At 40.8% G+C, this 17,848-nt stretch carries 17 protein-coding genes; 12 read left to right on the top strand and 5 right to left on the bottom strand.

Annotation, left to right across the window (positions count from 1 at the left end; translation table 11 throughout):
• Window positions 1-222 precede the first annotated feature (222 nt).
• Complete coding sequence (locus RMY32_RS20240; protein ID WP_322714369.1) at window positions 223-447, bottom strand: hypothetical protein; 225 nt, start codon at window positions 445-447, stop codon at window positions 223-225.
• 351 nt (window positions 448-798) lie between these two features.
• Here RMY32_RS20240 and RMY32_RS20245 point away from each other — a divergent pair, with 351 nt between their 5' ends.
• The 3 genes from RMY32_RS20245 (at window position 799) to RMY32_RS20255 (ending at window position 4,611) form a co-directional block, all read left to right on the top strand.
• Window positions 799-2,196, top strand: coding sequence for an ammonium transporter (locus tag RMY32_RS20245; RefSeq protein WP_409883537.1), 1,398 nt, complete (start codon window positions 799-801; stop codon window positions 2,194-2,196).
• 222 nt (window positions 2,197-2,418) lie between these two features.
• Window positions 2,419-3,285 (top strand): SGNH/GDSL hydrolase family protein, encoded by an 867-nt coding sequence (locus RMY32_RS20250; RefSeq protein WP_322714371.1) that lies wholly within the window; start codon window positions 2,419-2,421, stop codon window positions 3,283-3,285.
• A 117-nt stretch (window positions 3,286-3,402) separates the two neighbouring features.
• A complete protein-coding gene (locus RMY32_RS20255; RefSeq protein ID WP_322670167.1) occupies window positions 3,403-4,611 on the top strand; it encodes a 4-hydroxy-3-methylbut-2-enyl diphosphate reductase in 1,209 nt (402 codons plus the stop codon).
• 279 nt (window positions 4,612-4,890) lie between these two features.
• Here RMY32_RS20255 and RMY32_RS20260 read toward each other — a convergent pair whose 3' ends face one another.
• Window positions 4,891-5,043: a lmo0937 family membrane protein gene (locus RMY32_RS20260; protein ID WP_322670168.1), complete on the bottom strand. Its 153-nt coding sequence runs from the start codon at window positions 5,041-5,043 to the stop codon at window positions 4,891-4,893.
• 171 nt (window positions 5,044-5,214) lie between these two features.
• Window positions 5,215-5,394, bottom strand: coding sequence for a hypothetical protein (locus RMY32_RS20265; protein ID WP_322714372.1), 180 nt, complete (start codon window positions 5,392-5,394; stop codon window positions 5,215-5,217).
• A 363-nt stretch (window positions 5,395-5,757) separates the two neighbouring features.
• Here RMY32_RS20265 and RMY32_RS20270 point away from each other — a divergent pair, with 363 nt between their 5' ends.
• The 3 genes from RMY32_RS20270 to RMY32_RS20280 all read left to right on the top strand — a co-directional run bounded on the left by RMY32_RS20270 (window position 5,758) and on the right by RMY32_RS20280 (window position 7,471).
• Window positions 5,758-6,720: a VOC family protein gene (locus tag RMY32_RS20270; protein WP_322714373.1), complete on the top strand. Its 963-nt coding sequence runs from the start codon at window positions 5,758-5,760 to the stop codon at window positions 6,718-6,720.
• A gap of 62 nt (window positions 6,721-6,782) precedes the next feature.
• Window positions 6,783-7,088 carry a hypothetical protein gene (locus RMY32_RS20275; protein ID WP_322714374.1) on the top strand — a complete coding sequence of 102 codons (306 nt, stop codon included), beginning with the start codon at window positions 6,783-6,785 and terminating at the stop codon, window positions 7,086-7,088.
• Window positions 7,088-7,471, top strand: coding sequence for a type II toxin-antitoxin system VapC family toxin (locus RMY32_RS20280; RefSeq protein ID WP_322714375.1), 384 nt, complete (start codon window positions 7,088-7,090; stop codon window positions 7,469-7,471). Before RMY32_RS20275 ends, RMY32_RS20280 begins: the two co-directional genes overlap by 1 nt.
• A 10-nt stretch (window positions 7,472-7,481) precedes the next feature.
• On the opposite strand, the gene RMY32_RS20285 is transcribed toward RMY32_RS20280, so the two are convergent.
• Together RMY32_RS20285 and RMY32_RS20290 are read right to left on the bottom strand one after the other, a co-directional pair.
• Window positions 7,482-8,048 carry a DoxX family protein gene (locus RMY32_RS20285; protein ID WP_322714376.1) on the bottom strand — a complete coding sequence of 189 codons (567 nt, stop codon included), beginning with the start codon at window positions 8,046-8,048 and terminating at the stop codon, window positions 7,482-7,484.
• Complete coding sequence (locus tag RMY32_RS20290; protein WP_322714377.1) at window positions 8,045-8,974, bottom strand: SMP-30/gluconolactonase/LRE family protein; 930 nt, start codon at window positions 8,972-8,974, stop codon at window positions 8,045-8,047. The genes RMY32_RS20285 and RMY32_RS20290 overlap by 4 nt, the downstream gene beginning before the upstream one ends.
• Window positions 8,975-9,725: 751 nt before the next feature.
• On the opposite strand from RMY32_RS20290, the gene RMY32_RS20295 reads away from it, so the two are divergent.
• The 6 genes from RMY32_RS20295 (at window position 9,726) to RMY32_RS20320 (ending at window position 17,650) form a co-directional block, all read left to right on the top strand.
• Window positions 9,726-11,291, top strand: coding sequence for a GMC family oxidoreductase (locus RMY32_RS20295; RefSeq protein ID WP_322714378.1), 1,566 nt, complete (start codon window positions 9,726-9,728; stop codon window positions 11,289-11,291).
• 19 nt (window positions 11,292-11,310) lie between these two features.
• Window positions 11,311-11,658 carry a hypothetical protein gene (locus tag RMY32_RS20300; RefSeq protein ID WP_322714379.1) on the top strand — a complete coding sequence of 116 codons (348 nt, stop codon included), beginning with the start codon at window positions 11,311-11,313 and terminating at the stop codon, window positions 11,656-11,658.
• An 855-nt stretch (window positions 11,659-12,513) separates the two neighbouring features.
• Window positions 12,514-13,827 carry a Tudor-knot domain-containing protein gene (locus RMY32_RS20305; RefSeq protein WP_322714380.1) on the top strand — a complete coding sequence of 438 codons (1,314 nt, stop codon included), beginning with the start codon at window positions 12,514-12,516 and terminating at the stop codon, window positions 13,825-13,827.
• Window positions 13,828-14,195: 368 nt separating this feature from the next.
• Window positions 14,196-15,347, top strand: coding sequence for an aminoglycoside phosphotransferase family protein (locus RMY32_RS20310; protein ID WP_322714383.1), 1,152 nt, complete (start codon window positions 14,196-14,198; stop codon window positions 15,345-15,347).
• A gap of 70 nt (window positions 15,348-15,417) precedes the next feature.
• The gene (locus RMY32_RS20315; RefSeq protein ID WP_322714381.1) at window positions 15,418-15,957 is read left to right on the top strand and encodes a DOMON-like domain-containing protein; all 540 of its coding nucleotides are present in this window, start codon (window positions 15,418-15,420) and stop codon (window positions 15,955-15,957) included.
• Window positions 15,958-16,033: 76 nt separating this feature from the next.
• Window positions 16,034-17,650 (top strand): hypothetical protein, encoded by a 1,617-nt coding sequence (locus RMY32_RS20320; protein WP_322714382.1) that lies wholly within the window; start codon window positions 16,034-16,036, stop codon window positions 17,648-17,650.
• The last annotated feature ends 198 nt before the right edge of the window (window positions 17,651-17,848 follow it).

A 17,848-nucleotide genomic window follows, 5' to 3' on the forward strand; every position in this document is an offset into this window, starting at 1 on the left:
CTTTAATCTAATTCAGTATTTGTATTTTTGAGTTAATTGAGGTGGCGGTTGCGCGACGTGCAACCGCCACTTCGTCCTGAACGAGCGCACGACTATTCAAGTGCAAAGTACCCACAGCTTGATAACCCGCAACTTGGGTTATAGTATTCCCTGTTAAACAAATAATAATCTCACGCAAAATTACAAAAGTTTTTTCGCAACTAAGCTGTTAGAACCAGGCATCTAGATATCTACGTGTTTATGAGGGAAATATAAAGAGAACTGACGATCCAGCATTTTGCAACTAGATGAAGTATATTTATCCCCAACCCTCACGCTACTTGCTTCTCTCTTCTCTAAGATGACGATCGCGATCGCACTAGTAGGATATTTCTCTACCTCATATTGGCGTAGCCTCTGTCTTTCCACCCTGTTCGCGATCGCACGAGAAGTTGAAATTTGTTGCATATTTGGGCAAATTATCGGAAAATACTGACAATAATTTACAATACTCGTCAAATATCACAATTATTTTGGTTTGTAACAGTAAGTAACTAAAAATTCGTAATTTTGTCCGGCTTAAATAAAATACTATTCTTCTATTCTTTAAAAAAAAAGATGCAATGTAATGATTGCGTGTTCATACGCTAATTTAAATCTTGGCAACTACAATCAGGTATATATTTTTGTTAACATTTCAAGAAAATTCAAGTTAAGTAACTTTCAAGACAAAAATGTGTCAATAAAAGTAATCAAATGTAGTTAAGGATACAAATTCTTGGTGTTTAGGAAGAAAAAAAAGTGTTGAAGAAAGTTGTGATGATTGGAGCTATCACCCTACTATTTTTAGGAGGGCCGTTGATGGGCAATGCTTTTGCCCAAACCCCAACTGCTGCCCCACCTACTGCTGATACTGGAGACACAGCATTTATGCTGATTTCAGCAGCACTTGTGCTGCTAATGACACCAGGATTGGCGTTTTTCTATGGTGGATTTGTGCGATCGCGCAACATCCTAAACACATTGATGATGAGCTTTGTGTTAATGGCAATCGTCGGAGTTACCTGGATTCTGTGGGGCTATAGTCTTTCCTTTGCGCCAGGTTTACCATTTATCGGTGGATTGCAATGGCTGGGTTTGAATGGTGTCGGATTAGAGATAACCGATTATCTCAAAGGATCAAACCCGCCGGAAGTCGTCTCTTATGCCGGCACAATACCCCATCAGGCATTCATGATTTACCAAGCCATGTTTGCCATTATCACCCCAGCCTTAATTTCTGGGGCGATCGCAGAGCGGATGAGTTTCCGCGCCTATTCGCTGTTTGTCCTCCTGTGGTCAACCTTTGTTTACGCTCCCCTAGCCCACATGGTATGGGCGAAAGGTGGATTTTTAGGTTTGTACGGTGGATTGGGTGCCCTAGACTTTGCAGGTGGCACAGTAGTTCATATTAGTTCTGGCGTTTCAGCCTTGGTAGCTGCGATCGTCCTTGGCCCTCGGAAAACCCATCCCGATCGTCTTAGCCCGCCGCACAATGTTCCTTTTATTTTGCTGGGTGCTGGCTTGCTGTGGTTTGGTTGGTTCGGTTTCAACGCTGGAAGTGCCTTATCTGCTGCCAGTGGAACTTCTGGTAATGTAATAACAAATTTAGCAACAACAGCCTTTGTTGCTACTAATACAGCGGCGGCGGCGGCGGCTTTAATGTGGCTAATTTTGGAGAGTGTTTTACGAGGTAAACCGACCGCAGTGGGAGCAGCTACAGGAGCCGTCGCTGGTTTGGTGGGTATCACCCCCGCCGCCGGATTTGTCACACCGTTATCAGCGATTTTAATTGGTTTCATCACTGCCTTTGTTTGCTTCTATGCGATCAGTTTTAAGCACAAACTAGAAATTGACGATGCTTTAGATACTTATCCCGTGCATGGGGTTGGTGGTACAGTAGGGGCGATTTTGACGGCTATCTTTGCCACGACTCAAGTCAACGGAGGAGGTAAAGATGGAGTACTGCGTGGTAATTTGGGTGAATTGGGAGTTGAACTAGTAGCAATTGTCGTTGCCTATGTAATCGCAGGTGTTGGTACATGGATTATTCTCAAAGTTATCGATGCTACAGTCGGGCTGCGAGTCAAAGAGGAAGCTGAATTGCAAGGTATGGATATCAACGAACACGGCGAAGAAGGTTACAACTCCGAGTTTGGCGATCGTCCTACTCAGTAATGAGTGCTGAGTTAGGAGTTGGGAGTTAGGGGTTAGGAGTTTAGAGTTTGGAGGAAAGAACTTTCTGTTTGCTTCTCCAATCCCCAATCCCCAATCTCCATTACCCCTTATCCCCAGAGGGGGCCCCACCTTCCCCAATCCCCAATCCCCAATTTAAGATTGTGTAATTTGCGATCGCTAGCGTTAAAATTTGATTCAAATAATTGGTAAATTTCGCTAGTCGTGTCTACATCTCTTAAAACCTTTCCTATCTGGGCATTTTTCTCGCTGTTAACCAACGGCATCCTAATGTTGACGGTCATTCTGCTCATTTGGCAACAGCAGAGATTGGCCGCTTTTTTTGGGATAATCGCATCCCCACAGCCAATCAACCTGAATAATTCACCGCAAATTGCTACACCTGATTTAGGTCGCCGTCACCAACTCACTTATCAAGAGTGGATAGATATCCTCAACCAAGAAGCCAAGGTTGCCGCTGACCAACATCCTTCGCATTTAACTATCCTGGCGGGAGATTCTCTGAGTTTGTGGTTTCCCCCTGAGTTATTACCCGAAGGTAAAAATTGGCTCAATCAAGGAATTTCTGGCGAAACCAGCAATGGACTCTTAAAAAGATTAAAAATATTTGACTGCACCCAGCCAGAGGTGATTTTTGTAATGATTGGCATTAATGACTTAATTCGGGGCATGAGCAATGGGGAAATTTTAGATAATCAGCGGCAAATTATCAATTACCTACGAAAGACTCATCCCACAGCGCAAATTGTTGTCCAATCGATTTTGCCACATGGGGCAGAAGAAGCAACTTGGAAAGGACGAGATAAACTATTGGCTGTTGCCAACAGTCGCATTCGGGAGTTGAATCAGCAACTACAAAGCATATCTACCAAAAAAGGTGTCAAATACCTCGATTTACATCCCCTGTTTACCAACAAGCAAGGAAATCTCCGCCGCGAATTTACTACTGATGGCTTACATTTAAGTCCTGAAGGCTATATGGTTTGGCGTTCTGCATTGCAGATTTATAGCGAGATTGAATTAAAACCCCAGCAAGAACAAGAGGGGAAAAGCTTAAAGGGTAAAGGGTAAAGGCATTAAATCCTTTTCCCTTTGCCCCTCTCTGATAATATCTTTGAAGACAACTCTGTATTAATCGCGTCTAGGCGCGAGAAAATAAGAAATAGTGAGTTTAAGTAGACAAATCTAATGGATACAAAAGCTTTTAAGCGCAACCTCCAACATTCAGAAAATTACAATCGCAAGGGCTTTGGTCATCAAGCAGAAGTTGCCACGCAGTTGCAATCTGAGTATCAGAGTAACTTGATTCAGGAAATTCGCGATCGCAATTACACTCTGCAACGGGGTGATGTAACAATCCGACTAGCACAAGCCTTTGGCTTTTGCTGGGGTGTAGAACGTGCTGTGGCCATGGCCTATGAAACTCGTCAGCATTTCCCCACAGAACACATCTGGATTACTAACGAGATTATCCACAACCCTTCTGTAAATAAGCGGATGCAGGAGATGGAAGTAGAATTCATCCCCATTCAAGAAAAGAATAAAGACTTTTCTGTTGTTGGAATTGGTGATGTGGTCATATTACCCGCTTTTGGGGCTAGCGTTCAAGAAATGCAGATACTTCACGATAAAGGCTGCAAAATTGTTGATACAACTTGCCCTTGGGTATCTAAAGTTTGGAATACAGTAGAAAAACACAAAAAAATCGATTATACATCAATAATTCACGGTAAATATAAGCACGAAGAAACAGTTGCAACTAGTTCCTTCGCTGGCAAGTATTTAATTGTGTTAAATTTGCAAGAAGCAGAATATGTTGCTGACTATATTATCAATGGTGGCAACCGTGAAGAATTTCTGACAAAATTTGCTAAAGCTTGTTCGGCAGGATTTGACCCCGATCGCGATTTAGAAAGAGTTGGCATTGCTAACCAAACTACCATGCTTAAAGGCGAAACTGAGCAAATCGGCAAGCTTTTTGAACGGACTATGTTACAGAAGTATGGCCCCACTGAGTTAAATCAGCATTTCCAAAGCTTCAACACCATTTGTGATGCCACTCAAGAACGGCAAGATGCCATGTTGGAATTAGTGGAACATAATTTAGATTTGATGGTAGTAATTGGTGGGTTTAATTCCTCGAATACTACTCAGTTGCAACAAATTGCCTTTGAGCGAGGAATTCCTTCTTACCATATTGATACTGTTGAACGCCTTAAATCAGTATCTTCTATTGAACATCGGCAATTAAATGGGCAGTTAATAACTACAGATAACTGGTTGCCTGATGGGGAAATTGTTGTAGGCATTACTTCTGGTGCTTCTACGCCTGATAAGGTAGTAGAAGATGTAATTGAGAAGATTTTTAGATTAAAAGCAACGGCAGCACTAGTTTAAAAGTTCTCAGAGGGACTTTCAAATAAAAACATCCAATTACTTATGAGGTGGGCAGCATTCGACTGAACAAAGCCAAAGTCTTGCCCGCCTTACAAAAGTATTTTTGCTGTATTATGCAGACTGCAATAATCCCGAATTCTTACTTTTGAATTCCTCTTTAATTGTTTGCAATTGCCAAGATAATGAGTGAGGTACAAGAACTGCATCCTTAACCTCTCTTTGCAAGCGAGGAAAGGACTATAATGTACCTTCACTACGATGAGGAAATACTATATTTATTTACACATCACGCGTTTTGAAAAAATTATAGATAGCAAGACCAATAGCTAAAAGCAACACTGCATGAATGAGATTTCCGGCAATATGAAGTGCCAGTCCTAATGCCCAAAAAGCAACCAGTATAACAACAATACCCCAAAGTATACTCAACATATTATTTGTTCTGAATTAAATCAGTTTTAATTTGTTCAAATATTTTACTCCCTAGCTTCACTTTTATCCATTTGCCTTAAGAAAGATTACTTTGAGTGATGGCACACAGTCATTTGCTATGCTTAATCTTTCGTTACTATTTAATTAGATAAAGATAACGGTTTTGAACTGTCAGTTAACTGCCCCCATCACTACCTCAAGCAACAGGATTGCTTTATAGTCGGAGTCTGTGCGAGTTGCGCCATAATTGCCACTAATCAACCGCAACCGTCGTGCGATCGCCTGCAAGCTGGCAATTATTGAGTCACGTCCAAAAACGGCAACAAACCAGGGAATACCAGCAGCAGGCATCCAAAATTGACAGTAACTTTTGTAGGCATTTTCAATTAACTAATCTGTGGTTTTAATTTCCCCGTTTCCAACAAGCGGCAAGTTTTCTTTAACTAGCTATTTTGGTGATTCTGGCATTACTTTAGAGATTTGCAAGAATTAACGCTTCTAGCCATTGGGATAATAAATATCTCTACCGAAAGAACTATAAAAATTTCATCACGATTTCATTATTGGATGAAATCTTTAAAGGATAAATTCAGTTGCATGTCTTTCTTCAGCTAGAGATAAATTTTATAATATTTTTGATATTGATTGATTTATGCAAGACTCATATTGAATTTTTGCAAAGCTAGTACATAATAAGTACAAAGTCTGTTGAATATGTCTAGTCAAACCGATGTACAAATACAAAGAATTAAAGCTATTGGCTTAACAGTGACAAACTGCAATCGCTCTTTGGATTTCTATACACAAGCACTTGCTTTTGAATTAGTTTCTGACATTACTGTTGAAGGACAGGATTATAGCGATTTAGAAGGTGTGACTGGGGCAAAAATTCGTATTGTAACTTTACGATTAGGTGACGAACTTATCGAGTTGATGGAGTATCTTAATATTCCGGATAAACCCATCCCCAGCGATTCACAAAGTAATGATTTGTGGTTTCAACATCTGGCGATTGTGGTGAGTGATATGGATCGTGCTTATGCTCACTTGCGTTCATTTCCCATTGAATCAATTTCAGTTGCTCCCCAGACAATACCACCTGAGAATAAAGCATCTAGTGGTGTTCGCGCTTTTAAGTTTAAAGACCCTGATGGTCATGATTTAGAGTTAATTTGGTTTCCGCCTGATAAAGGACAAGATAAGTGGCATCAAAACAGCCATCGCTTGTTTTTGGGAATCGATCATAGTGCAATTGCAATTTCCAATACCGAGCAGAGTCTACACTTTTATCGCGATCTCCTGGGAATGCAAATTGCTAGCCGCAGTTTCAACTGGGGTGCAACCCAATCTCGCTTGGATAATTTACCAGGAGCCGAAGTCAAAATTACAGCATTGCGACCTGCTCAAGGTGGTGTAGGAATTGAACTGTTAGACTATATTGTGCCGGGAAAAGGCCGCCCAATGCCGAGTGACTGGAAAAGTTGCGATATTGCACATATCCAAATTGAGCTAGTTATAAATAATCTTGAGCAGTTAGTGGACAAGCTACGGCGTAACGGAGTTCAGTTTGTATCGTCGCGGATTGTACAATTTAGCGATCGCTCATTTCCTTATCGGCAAGGTTGTTTAGTTAAAGATCCTGATGGACACGCAATATTGCTAATTGCGGAATCTTGATGTGGGAAGCGGTAAGTCGTTGATTGGCTATAATGCTTGTAGTGAGTAGGACATAAATAAAAATGTCAGAAAAAACTTTCGATATTGCTTACTTATCTGATAATTTACTTGAGTTATTATCAGATATCCAAAATAATGTTGAAATTACGCTAACTCGTCAAGGGGTTCCTTGGGCAAAGGTTTTACCTCTGTCTCAAGCAGAGTCTACAGTTGAAAAAGCAAATTTAAATCATGGCTCGATGGTGATGAGTAGTGAAGATATTTTAGAACCCAGAGTTGCAGGTTTTTTGCAAGGGCAGGTTAATATTTCTGATGATTTTGATGAAACTTCCCAAGAGGTGATTGCTGCTTTTTATGGGGAAGATTAATGAGTTTTCTGCTAGATACTCATATCCTGCTATGGTTTTTAGAAAATGATTCTAAGTTGTCAAATCAGATACGAAAGGTAATTACTAATCATGAAAATTTAATTTTTGTTAGTGCTATTAGTGCTTGGGAAATTTCGATTAAACAGTCTTTAGGAAAGTTAATAGCTCCTAGTAATTTAGAAGAGGCTTTGCACTTTAGTCGATTAGAAGTTTTAGCGATTACGTTGGCACATGGAATAAAGGTTGCTGATTTGCCAATGTATCATAAAGATCTTTTTGCTCGGATGTTAATTGCTCAGGCTTTGGTAGAAGGTCTAACGATAATTACTGTAGATCAAAAGTTTAAATTTTATGATGTGGCGTTGTTAATAACTGAATCATAAATATGATGATTCACCTTCCAAAAATCGAAGCATCAAGCGAATAAGCACCAGGGCCTAAAACTGCGATCGCAATCAGCATAACGCAATACATAAAAGCCTTTTCCCAACTTGGGGGTTCACCTTGTCCTAAAGCACCTTGATACTGTTCTGGAGGAATTAAGTATGGATCTTGAGCTACAAAAGGCTTACTTCCAGAGATGTGCAAATATATCGCAAAAATCATTGAGCAGAGAATAGGCAAAGTTGCTAAGAGTGTGAGGAATCCAATGATCAAAAAAATTCCGCCACCTAACATCGATGCAGCTGATAAAAAGCAAAGAAACACAGGCATTTTTAGAGACTCAGCCCACCGTCGAAGATGCGTTATCTTGGGATAGCCATGTAGTATAAACAACCAGCCAAGGCTAACTCTGAGAAGTAAAAGTGCCAATCCTGGGAATCCGTCAGGATACACCGGAGAAATTGAACTTAACAAGTGTGGACTTAACTGTGGGAAATTAAATGCAGCTAGGAAAAAAGCGAGTTCCTTCGGAATAGCTTTGCTTAACGCTACACCCAACCCAAATTGATAAATCATAGCTGTACACCACGAGTATTAAGGTTGATAACATATAACGAATGACCGGCTGTGATAAATAAGCGTTCACGAAGTGTCCCTGAAAGGGAATCGCCTTCTTTACCACCGAAAGTCAGGTTAGCTGATGTCTCCGGTACAAAAATTTTTCCTAAGCGAGTTCCATCGGCGGCGTATATCTGCACGCTATCTTGAGAGGTAGTAAAAACATTGCCATATTCGTCAACCCGCAGTCCATCCGGTTGTCCTGGTTCAATGACTGCAAATACACGCCCATTCTTTACATAGCGCTCGCCTACAACCTCATAGACGCGAATATGATGAGGCCCCCCAGGAATATTAAACGCAGCTGTATCTGAAACATATAAAAGACTTTCGTCTGGACTGAAAGCCAACCCATTAGGGCGCACCATGTCTGTTACTACAGGATAAATCTCACCTGTTTCCGGGCCGAAGCGATACACGTAACTTCCGGGTTGTTCCTGTTCGCCGCCATACCCTTGATTTGGCTCGGTAATCCCATAAGGCGGATCGGTGAACCAAATTGTGCCGTCGCTTTTGACTACCAAATCATTTGGACTGTTCAGGCGTTTGTTTTGGTAGCGATCGACTAAAACCTTCCATTCACCATTGTGTTCGCGTCGGATTATAGCACGCAAACCAGAGGAACAGGCAACCAGACGACCCTCTAAGTCACGGTAATTACCGCTTTGGTAATCAGATGGATCTCGTAGGACAGTCACATTGTCAGTGGGACTCCACCGCAACAAGCGATTACCGTGAGCATCGCTCCACACAACACTGTCATCTTCATGGAAGTAAACAGGCCCCTCGCTATGGACTGCACCGTTGGCAAGCTTTTGAAGTGAGGCTTCTGGGCGTACAATAGCACGCAGGCGATCGTCATAAATCTCAATGGCTTCAGGCATAGAAATCTCCTGTTATTTAACTTGGCTACTGTGGAGAAATAGCAGGTCTAAATTAATACTAAAAGATTGTCAATTTTTACTTAATATCGTGCAATAAACTGAGTGTAAAATTTTCAACTATTTTCATCTGTTACTAAATACAATATTGAAATTAATGATTATAAAGCTAATTCTTACTTTACTATATCGATCTCTATTAACATTGAACTATAGATATAGATTGCACCAAAATACTATTTTGGTTCCAGATAAATATTTTGTAACACAATCGAATTAATAGCTTCATCAAATGCCAAGCAAAATTTATTTACTATTTTTGTAAATAGATTAATGGCTAATTCACACAATAAAAACAAAAAATGAAATTCAAATGAAATACTAACCTGTCTTTAGGCATAAATAAATATTAATCCATTAGAGAGAAGCAATATTGTAATTAAAGTTTTAGTCTTAGCATAAGAATCTGTCTTTAGAGGGTGTTTGAAAAGCCATACTTATTGGACAAAGTGTCTAATACCACTCCCTAACCCGCCCTTGAATATGGGGGAGTAATCTTTTAAATCCCTCCTTTATAAAGGTGATTAGGGAGGTAACATCATAATTTAATGTGTTATACAACACTTTTCAAACATCCTCTTAGAGCTATTTAAATTTTGAAAAAACTTATAAAGTAACTTAAAATATTGCCAAATTAATTTGTGGCATCAAAGAAATTAAATCGTAATTAATATGAAATTACTAATTATCAATTATGACTAGCATCACAGAACATTACGACATCATTATTATCGGTACAGGAGCCGGTGGAGGTACATTAGTGCATCGCCTTGCACCCACAGGTAAAAAAATTCTAGTACTGGAAAGAGGCGACTTTTTACCGAGAGAGAAGGCTAACTGGAATCCAGAGGAAGTCTATCAAAAACATCGTTACCATACACATGAAGAATGGTATAACAAGGAAGGTAAAGCCTTTCAACCTCAGACAGGCTACTGGGTTGGTGGCAATACCAAACTCTACGGTGCAGCCCTAATTCGATTCCGGGAGCGAGATTTTGAAAGGGTAATTCATAAAGAAGGAATTTCTCCAGAATGGCCTTTGAAGTATCAAGACTTTGAGCCATACTACACCCAAGCAGAAAAGCTATATGACGTGCATGGACAGGAAGGAGAAGACCCCACAGAACCACCTCGCGGCGAACCATATCCCTATCCGCCAGTGAGTCATGAGCCAGATATGCAGTCCCTTGCTGATGGCATCCGGGAACTGGGTTACTACCCATTTCATTTACCACTAGGATTAAAGCTCAATGAAAGCGATCGCCTAAATAGCCCCTGCATTCGCTGCGATACCTTTGACGGATACCCTTGTCTCGTACACGCAAAAGCCGATGCTGATGTCAACGCCATTCGTCCGGCTCGTGAAAAATATGCCAATGTTACTCTTTTAACTAACGCCAAAGTCTTGCGGCTGCATACCAGTGAGTCGGGGCGAGAAGTAACGAAGATAGAAACTGAAATTGCAGGAGAAAAACATTGGTTCACAAGCGATATTGTGGTTGTTGCCTGTGGTTCTGTCAACTCAGCTGCTTTGCTGTTACGCTCTGCTAATGACAAACATCCCAACGGATTAGCAAATAGTTCCGATCAAGTGGGGCGGAATTTTATGAAACAACTGGAAACTGCCATAGTTTCCATACATCTAGAGGTAAATCACGCTAACTTTCAAAAAACGATCGCTGTCAACGATTTTTACTGGGGAGAGCCAGATTTTCCTTATCCGATGGGCATGGTGCAGAATACAGGTAATGTACTTGCCGATATGATTCCCGGAGAAGCACCGCCACTGATGGCTCCATTTATCAAGCTGATTCCTCATTTTGAGCGCCATTTGCTGGCCGAGCGATCGGTTGGCTGGTGGTTGCAAACAGAGGATTTACCAGACCCAAATAATCGGATTCGGGTGGTGGGCGACAAGATTCACGTTGACTATACACTGAATAATATTGAAGCAAGCGATCGCTTAATTCATCGCTGGACATCTGTACTCAAGTCAATCCCTGGTTCTGCCAAACACGTCCTGCCATTTAGCATTTATCCCCGCACTCATATACCTGAACAAGCAGTTGCCCATCAATGCGGTAGTTGCCGATTTGGTACAGATCCCAAAACCTCAGTCCTGGATCTAAATTGTCGTACCCATGATGTCGAGAATCTTTATGTTGTAGATAGTAGTTTCTTTCCGTCAAATTCGGGAGTTAACCCTACGCTTACGATTATGGCGAATGCATTGCGTGTTGGCGATCTGCTTGCATTATAGTTTCAAGGAGAAACAGATTATGAACGAAGAACACTCTACTTCTAACCAAGAAAATGAAAATCAAACACCCCCAAATACTCATCCTATTGCAACAGGATTGGGAGCAGCTGGAGGGGGAATTGCAGGAGCCGCACTAGGCCGCTCAATTGGTGGTAAGGTTGGTGCTGCAATTGGTGGCGTTGCAGGTGCGATCGCACTTGGAGTTGCAGCCAATGAACTGGCAGGATACACCGAGCAATTCATTGAAGAACTCCAGCCGACAGTAGGCTTAGGATTAGGAGCAGATCGCAAACCAATTGAATTACCTAGTCACTATAGTTGGGAAGAACTACAAGCACTATCAAAACCTCAAGGGGAAAAAATCTAGAACCACAAAGTTTGCTAGAGAAATATAGCAAAGGGCTGGGGACTGGGTGCTGGGGGCTGGGGACTGGGGACTGGGGATTGGGGACTGGGTGAAAAGCCTTTTTGTGTCTAAGTTTTATCGTCTGTTGATGTCCTAACCACCAAGGCTTGTGCTATGGTTGCTCAAAATTAGCCAAATAAGCTTCAGGATTTCGGCAAAATCGTAGTTGTTCAATGCGATTCAGTTGATGGTGGTGTAAATTAACGTAAGTCTCCAACGAAAGCGCACCTACGGGAAGGGCGAAAGAAAACTGCGTTTTCTTAGGAGTTCGATAGACCTCTCCCGGACAGCCTCCCTCTCCTAAAAGGCAACGCGAGTGCGTCTGGGTAAGGATCTGTTAAATAACCACATATTACTGAGCAAAAATCAAAATATTTTTCCTTGTAGCGACTACTGCCTTCCCTGTAGCGACTATCGTCTTGCCTGTAGCGACTATCGTCTTCCCTGTAGTGACTACCGTCTTGCCTGTAGCGACTATTATCTTGCCTGTAGCGACTATCGTCTTGGCTGTAGCGACTACTGTCTTCCCTGTAGCGACTACCGTCTTGACGTTATGAGAAACAAACTTGTGTTACAGCATCTTGCCTTAAATAGAATAAGCTTTTGACGCACAGTACTGGTGTACTTCAATAATAAATGTTTGTCAGAGATGCGATCGCCTATGCAATATCTTTAGGTGTAGCGTCTGTTACTAACATCGTTATTTTTTGATCGGGTTGGGGAACTCTATAAATACGCTTCAGTAATTGCCCAACGCTAGATGTAGGCTGCTCTGAACCGTATTGTAACGATATCTGGAGTTTTGAGGATCGGCTGATGGATAAATTAATTATTCAGTTGGTTGACGAGTTACCGACTGACAATATTACTGTCAAAGTTTTAAAGGCTCTTGATTATGTAGCACCAGGTGAATGGAGCAATTTGACGGGGTTTGACAATAATATTCGCGCCATTACAGGAGAAACCGATGCTAAGGTAATTCAGAAAATCCGCGATCGCGCTGCTAGTTTATACATAGATCCTCAACAAGGCTACCAGCTTGCCATCAAACTTTATCAAACAATTGATAAAGCAGACACAGCGATGGCGGCGGCGGCTTTAGCAAATAAAGCTAGTGAAAAAATCGGCTTTCTCTCTTTTTTAGGCAAAATTACTCCCAAAGCCGATGTCACTCAATCCATTGACTTGGTATTAAAAATCGCCGTCGAAATTATCGCCTTTTGCAAACTAAACGGCATTCCTCAACCTAATCCCCAAGAATTTGCTAATTCCCTGACTAACAACTATCAAAATGCATCCCTAATGCGGATGGTAGCTTTAGTTTGTCTAGATGGAATTCTGCCCTTGGGCCCCGACTTTCTCAGCAAAATTCACGGAGTTATTAGTGGTACTGATGCTAGTGCAATAACTCAAAATCCGGTTTTCTTAGCCGTTAATAACTTTCTTCCAGGCAGCAATCCTTCTGATAAAGTTGGTTTTATCAGTCAGGGTTTTAACTCCGTGCAAGGCTGGATGAATAATTTAGTATCCAAAACGGGCATAACCCCGCAATCAATTTCTAGTAATTTGGGTAATTTTATTCAGATTGCTGATGATAATTTAGATTTAGTTGCAGCATTTTTAGATCAAACTACCAATTACTACGAGCATACAGGAATTCAAACTGTCGCTCGCAGTTTGATTTTGCAAGCATACACTCTAGTAAAAGAGGAAATCAAACAAGAAGAACAAAAGCCGATTCAAGATGTTTCATCTGCTGTTAAATCAGATAAATCAGATAAGAATCAGTATGAAGTCAGCAAAACAGTAGAAGTCTGGGATGATGATGAAGAGGATTGGTATCAGGGAACCATTGAGAAAATCCAAGATGACCAGTTCTTTATTCATTACCTTGGTTACGGTTCATCTTATGACGAGTGGGTAGGTGAAGATGACATTCGGACTCGCGATCTTCGCTCCACTGATGAAAATGGATATGCAGTAGGTCAAAAGGTAAAATGTTGGGATGATGACCAAGAGGCTTGGTATTCCGCAACGATTCAGCAAATCCAAGGCCAGCAATACTATCTTCACTACGTTGGTTATGACTCATCTTATGATGAGTGGGTTGATAGCGATGAGATTTCCTAACTGTTGAATGGCTAAAGGTATGGAATTTTCCCCTTCCCCTTTAACCGAACGTGAGTTCGACAAGCCCTTTTTTGACCTCTCCCCCAACCCCTCTCCGTGTCGGAGAGGGGAGCTAAAACTCTAATTTTTCATTGCTCCTCCCTTTCCCCGTGGGAGAGGGAGGTTGGGAGGGAGAGGTTCATCGAACTCACGTTAACCGAATGGCACGCTTGTAAAGCCTAAAGGCTTGTGTCGTCTTGTTCCCAGCCTAGAGGCTGGGAACCAGTCAGAATTACGAATTACGAATTACAAATTATCTTGATACTTGCGCTACGATATCCCCTATTGCTTTCGTGCAATGTACGTGAGGAGTAGTAGAGATGAAACAGATGATAGAAGAAGTCAATACACAGGATACCCGAAATCTAGAGGCGATCGCTAACCAATTCGCCCCACTGGGAAAGGTTACAGGCGTTAAAGCATTTGGCAGTGGTAATATAAATGACACCTTTTTAGCAACTCTCGATTCCTCAAAGGAACAATATTTTGTCCTACAACGCATTAACACACAGGTGTTTCGTCAGCCACAACTGATTATGCAGAATATGCGTACCTTAACTGAACACGTTCAAAAAAGGTTGCAGGATACACCCCTGAATCGTCGCTGGGAAGTGCCACGCGTACTTTTGACCAAAAACGCTCAAGACCACTGGAAGGATGCAGATGGCTCATTTTGGCGGGCAATCAGCTTTATTCCAGGCTCCCAGTCCTTTGATAGTATGGGCGATCGCTCCTACGCCAAAGAAATCGGTTATGCCTTGGGGATGTTTCACAATCTAATCAGCGATTTGCCAGCAGAAAAACTTGCTGACACTCTCGAAGGGTTTCATATTACACCGTTTTATCTTCGGCATTACGAGGAAGTTTTGCCGAAAACTAGAGTACCTCAATCTTCGGAAGTTAATTATTGCTTACAGTTTGTTAGCGATCGCCAAGCCTTTGCACATATTTTAGAAAATGCCAAAGCTGAAGGCAAGCTACCTCTGCGTCTGATGCACGGCGATCCCAAAATCAATAATGTGATGTTTGACATTGTTACCCAGCAAGCCGTCAGCGTCATCGACCTCGACACCGTGAAACCTGGTCTGGTACATTACGATATTGGTGATTGCCTGCGATCGGGTTGCAATCCGGCTGGTGAAGAAACCGAGAATTGGGAAAGTATTTATTTCGATACCGATCTGTGTCAAGAAATCCTCCAGGGTTATCTCGCTGTGGCTAAGGCATTTCTGACCGAAAATGATTATGCATACATCTATGATGCCATTCGTCTAATTACTTTTGAACTAGGACTGAGATTTTTTGCTGATTATTTAGCAGGGAATGTCTACTTCAAAGTTAAGCACCCAGAACATAACTTAGCAAGAGCGATCGTTCAGTTTAAGCTGACTGAAAGTATTGAATCTCAAGAAACGCAGATTCGCAAAATTATCCAAGATATAGCAGGAGGCAGAGGGCAGGAGGCAGGAGGCAGGAGATAAAACTATTGCTAGTAGCTCTAGCATTCACCCTTTCCAAATGTTCTAACTTATGTGACTACGGCTATATGAAATGAACAAGCAGACATTTTCCCTGCAATCCTTCCCTTCTACCGAGTCTTTTCCTGATTTGAAAATTACAGGCAATATCTCCCGAAATGCTAATCAACTTACTATTTGCTACAACCTTGGAGGTGACTTCAAAGAAATTGCAATTGCTCCAACATCAAATGCACCATCACGCCAGCATAAACTTTGGGAAGATACCTGCTTCGAGTTTTTTCTTGGCATTAAAGATTCTGCACGATATTGGGAATTTAACCTCTCCCCCGCCGGACACTGGAATGTCTATCGCTTTGATGGATATCGTCAAGGGATGCAAGAGGAAACTGCCTTTGAAAAGCTACCATTTAGTGTTCAGAATCAAACCGATGCTTTGGTACTTGCGTTAGATATCGATTTGGATCAAATCGTCTCGGCAAACCAAGCCATCGAAATTAGCATTACTACCGTTATTAAACACAAAGATGGTGAGGTGACTTACTGGGCGTTAACTCATCGAGGCGCGGAGGCTGACTTTCATCTCCGAGACAGTTTCATCGTTGAGTTGTGAGATAGATTTTCATATAGCTTGCAAAATTGGGAATATTAGCTATGGAAACTTAACTTAGTAAGTATAGAACGTAAATATGAATGCGACTGAATTTATCTTACAATTACCTCATATCAGTATAAAACATAGAGAGTTACTTCCTGAAAATTCAGGGATATACTATGTACTAGATGAACAATTTATAGTTTGGTATGTAGGGCAGGCAAAAAATTTACGTAGTCGTTGGGCAGGTGATAGCCATCACAGATTGTATCAGTTACAAAAACAGCGAAAGAAGCAGTTTGTCATCTACTATGAATTGGTAGCTGAATCACATCTCAATGCTATGGAACGACAGCGCATTGAAGAGTACAACCCACAACTGAATGGAACTAAAATTAGAACAAAGAAACTACATCCAACAGAAACACTATTACGGGAAACCTTAACTATACTTGCACCATACAGTTTTGTACTAGGTGTAGAACCTCCACGAAAACAAGATCCTAAGCTGATTAATGATTCTATACATTGGCGAGATGATTGGAGAGTTCAGAAAGCTGTATTGCCCCTGAATGTAATACACATTTGTATAAATTTAAAAGAGTTAGAAGAATTTGCAAAGGATTGGCGGTCTGTTAATCGATTTTTAAAACAGGTGTTCAAGCAGCGCACTAACTATTCAGATAACTGGGCGTGTAAAGGTCAAATAAAAGATGAAAAATATGGTTTATTCTTTTTAAGGAGACTATTAGTTAATGGTTTTGCTATCGAAATTTACAGAGCCGCGAAAGAAGCTTTAGAACATATTCAAGGTTATGAATTGACTCAATTGGCTGGAGTTGATATAAGGGTTGTCAATGAAGACTCTCTAGTTGCACTCAAAAATAAATGCCTGCTAAGTGTTACTGGAATTTATATGTCTTCTGAGAAACAATACCATGCATATGAGCAAAATCGTCAGAAGGCAATAGAACGATTATCTCCATATAAGAAGGATCTGATTAAATTAGTATTTAACGAACACATAGACACTAGCAAACTTAAAGTTTTTCTGATAGAACACAAGACGGAAGAAGAAAGCAATACTAACTCTCCCAAGAGACTAACAAACCTTATTGTCAAAAAAAAGTATTTCAAGAAATTATTAATAGAACGTGGTATTGACTTAGAACAGTATCAGGTTAATAAGTATTTGGAGTCTATACCAATAGATGATAACTATGTAGACAGTATGAAAGATAAAAGGATGACTATCTTCGTCAAAACATTTTTGGGTAATCTTAAAGAACCAATAAGCTACATGGTTATTAAGCTAGAGAACGGTAAAACAACGACAGTTGGTAGAGGTAATTTCATACATGGAGCAAAAGGTAGTACATTACAAGGTTCTCTTTACAAAGAAGTTTATTTAGCATCGACAGTAGATCGAGTTTTTTGGTTGGTGTTAGAACCATACTTATCAGATTTTGCCCAAGTAAAGCTTAACGAAGAAGAAGGGTACATAAGCAAAGCATATATATCCCCTAGAAAATTCCTAGTACCTGCTATGGTTTCTGTCAGTTTAAACGGAAAATGGAGAGCAGATATACCATTTGGTCCTAAAGATGATATGTCATACAGCGAAGTTGTAGACATTATCAAAAATCGCTTACAGGAAAGTGGAATACCTAAACTTAGATTTTCATTCAAATCTGAGTCTTCACGCACTTAGCTACTAGCATCTTACCTGAAAATTTTTAACGAGCAAATGGATCGTATTTGCTCCTCTGTAATATCAAGTTCGGATGAACACTTATAATTAAGCTGCCCTTGTTTTTGGCCACCAGTAGTAGCAAGTTAAACCAGAGATTAAATCATGTTGTTTCATTAGTTCTTGACAACGAAGTAGTAACAAAGCTTCTAGTTCATC

The sequence above is a fragment of the Nostoc sp. ChiSLP03a genome, assembly GCF_034531215.2.
Taxonomy (GTDB): Bacteria; Cyanobacteriota; Cyanobacteriia; order Cyanobacteriales; family Nostocaceae; genus Nostoc.

Excerpts from the sequence above, each read along its gene's own strand:
- RMY32_RS20255 (WP_322670167.1), top strand. The coding sequence starts at position 3,403 with ATGGATACAAAAGCTTTTAAGCGCAACCTCCAACATTCAGAAAATTAC.
- RMY32_RS20260 (WP_322670168.1), bottom strand. The coding sequence starts at position 5,043 with ATGTTGAGTATACTTTGGGGTATTGTTGTTATACTGGTTGCTTTTTGG.
- RMY32_RS20275 (WP_322714374.1), top strand. The coding sequence starts at position 6,783 with ATGTCAGAAAAAACTTTCGATATTGCTTACTTATCTGATAATTTACTT.
- RMY32_RS20320 (WP_322714382.1), top strand. The coding sequence starts at position 16,034 with ATGAATGCGACTGAATTTATCTTACAATTACCTCATATCAGTATAAAA.
- RMY32_RS20315 (WP_322714381.1), top strand. The coding sequence starts at position 15,418 with ATGAACAAGCAGACATTTTCCCTGCAATCCTTCCCTTCTACCGAGTCT.
- RMY32_RS20280 (WP_322714375.1), top strand. The coding sequence starts at position 7,088 with ATGAGTTTTCTGCTAGATACTCATATCCTGCTATGGTTTTTAGAAAAT.
- RMY32_RS20305 (WP_322714380.1), top strand. The coding sequence starts at position 12,514 with ATGGATAAATTAATTATTCAGTTGGTTGACGAGTTACCGACTGACAAT.
- RMY32_RS20310 (WP_322714383.1), top strand. The coding sequence starts at position 14,196 with ATGATAGAAGAAGTCAATACACAGGATACCCGAAATCTAGAGGCGATC.
- RMY32_RS20300 (WP_322714379.1), top strand. The coding sequence starts at position 11,311 with ATGAACGAAGAACACTCTACTTCTAACCAAGAAAATGAAAATCAAACA.
- RMY32_RS20295 (WP_322714378.1), top strand. The coding sequence starts at position 9,726 with ATGACTAGCATCACAGAACATTACGACATCATTATTATCGGTACAGGA.
- RMY32_RS20245 (WP_409883537.1), top strand. The coding sequence starts at position 799 with ATGATTGGAGCTATCACCCTACTATTTTTAGGAGGGCCGTTGATGGGC.
- RMY32_RS20270 (WP_322714373.1), top strand. The coding sequence starts at position 5,758 with ATGTCTAGTCAAACCGATGTACAAATACAAAGAATTAAAGCTATTGGC.
- RMY32_RS20285 (WP_322714376.1), bottom strand. The coding sequence starts at position 8,048 with ATGATTTATCAATTTGGGTTGGGTGTAGCGTTAAGCAAAGCTATTCCG.
- RMY32_RS20240 (WP_322714369.1), bottom strand. The coding sequence starts at position 447 with ATGCAACAAATTTCAACTTCTCGTGCGATCGCGAACAGGGTGGAAAGA.
- RMY32_RS20265 (WP_322714372.1), bottom strand. The coding sequence starts at position 5,394 with ATGCCTGCTGCTGGTATTCCCTGGTTTGTTGCCGTTTTTGGACGTGAC.
- RMY32_RS20290 (WP_322714377.1), bottom strand. The coding sequence starts at position 8,974 with ATGCCTGAAGCCATTGAGATTTATGACGATCGCCTGCGTGCTATTGTA.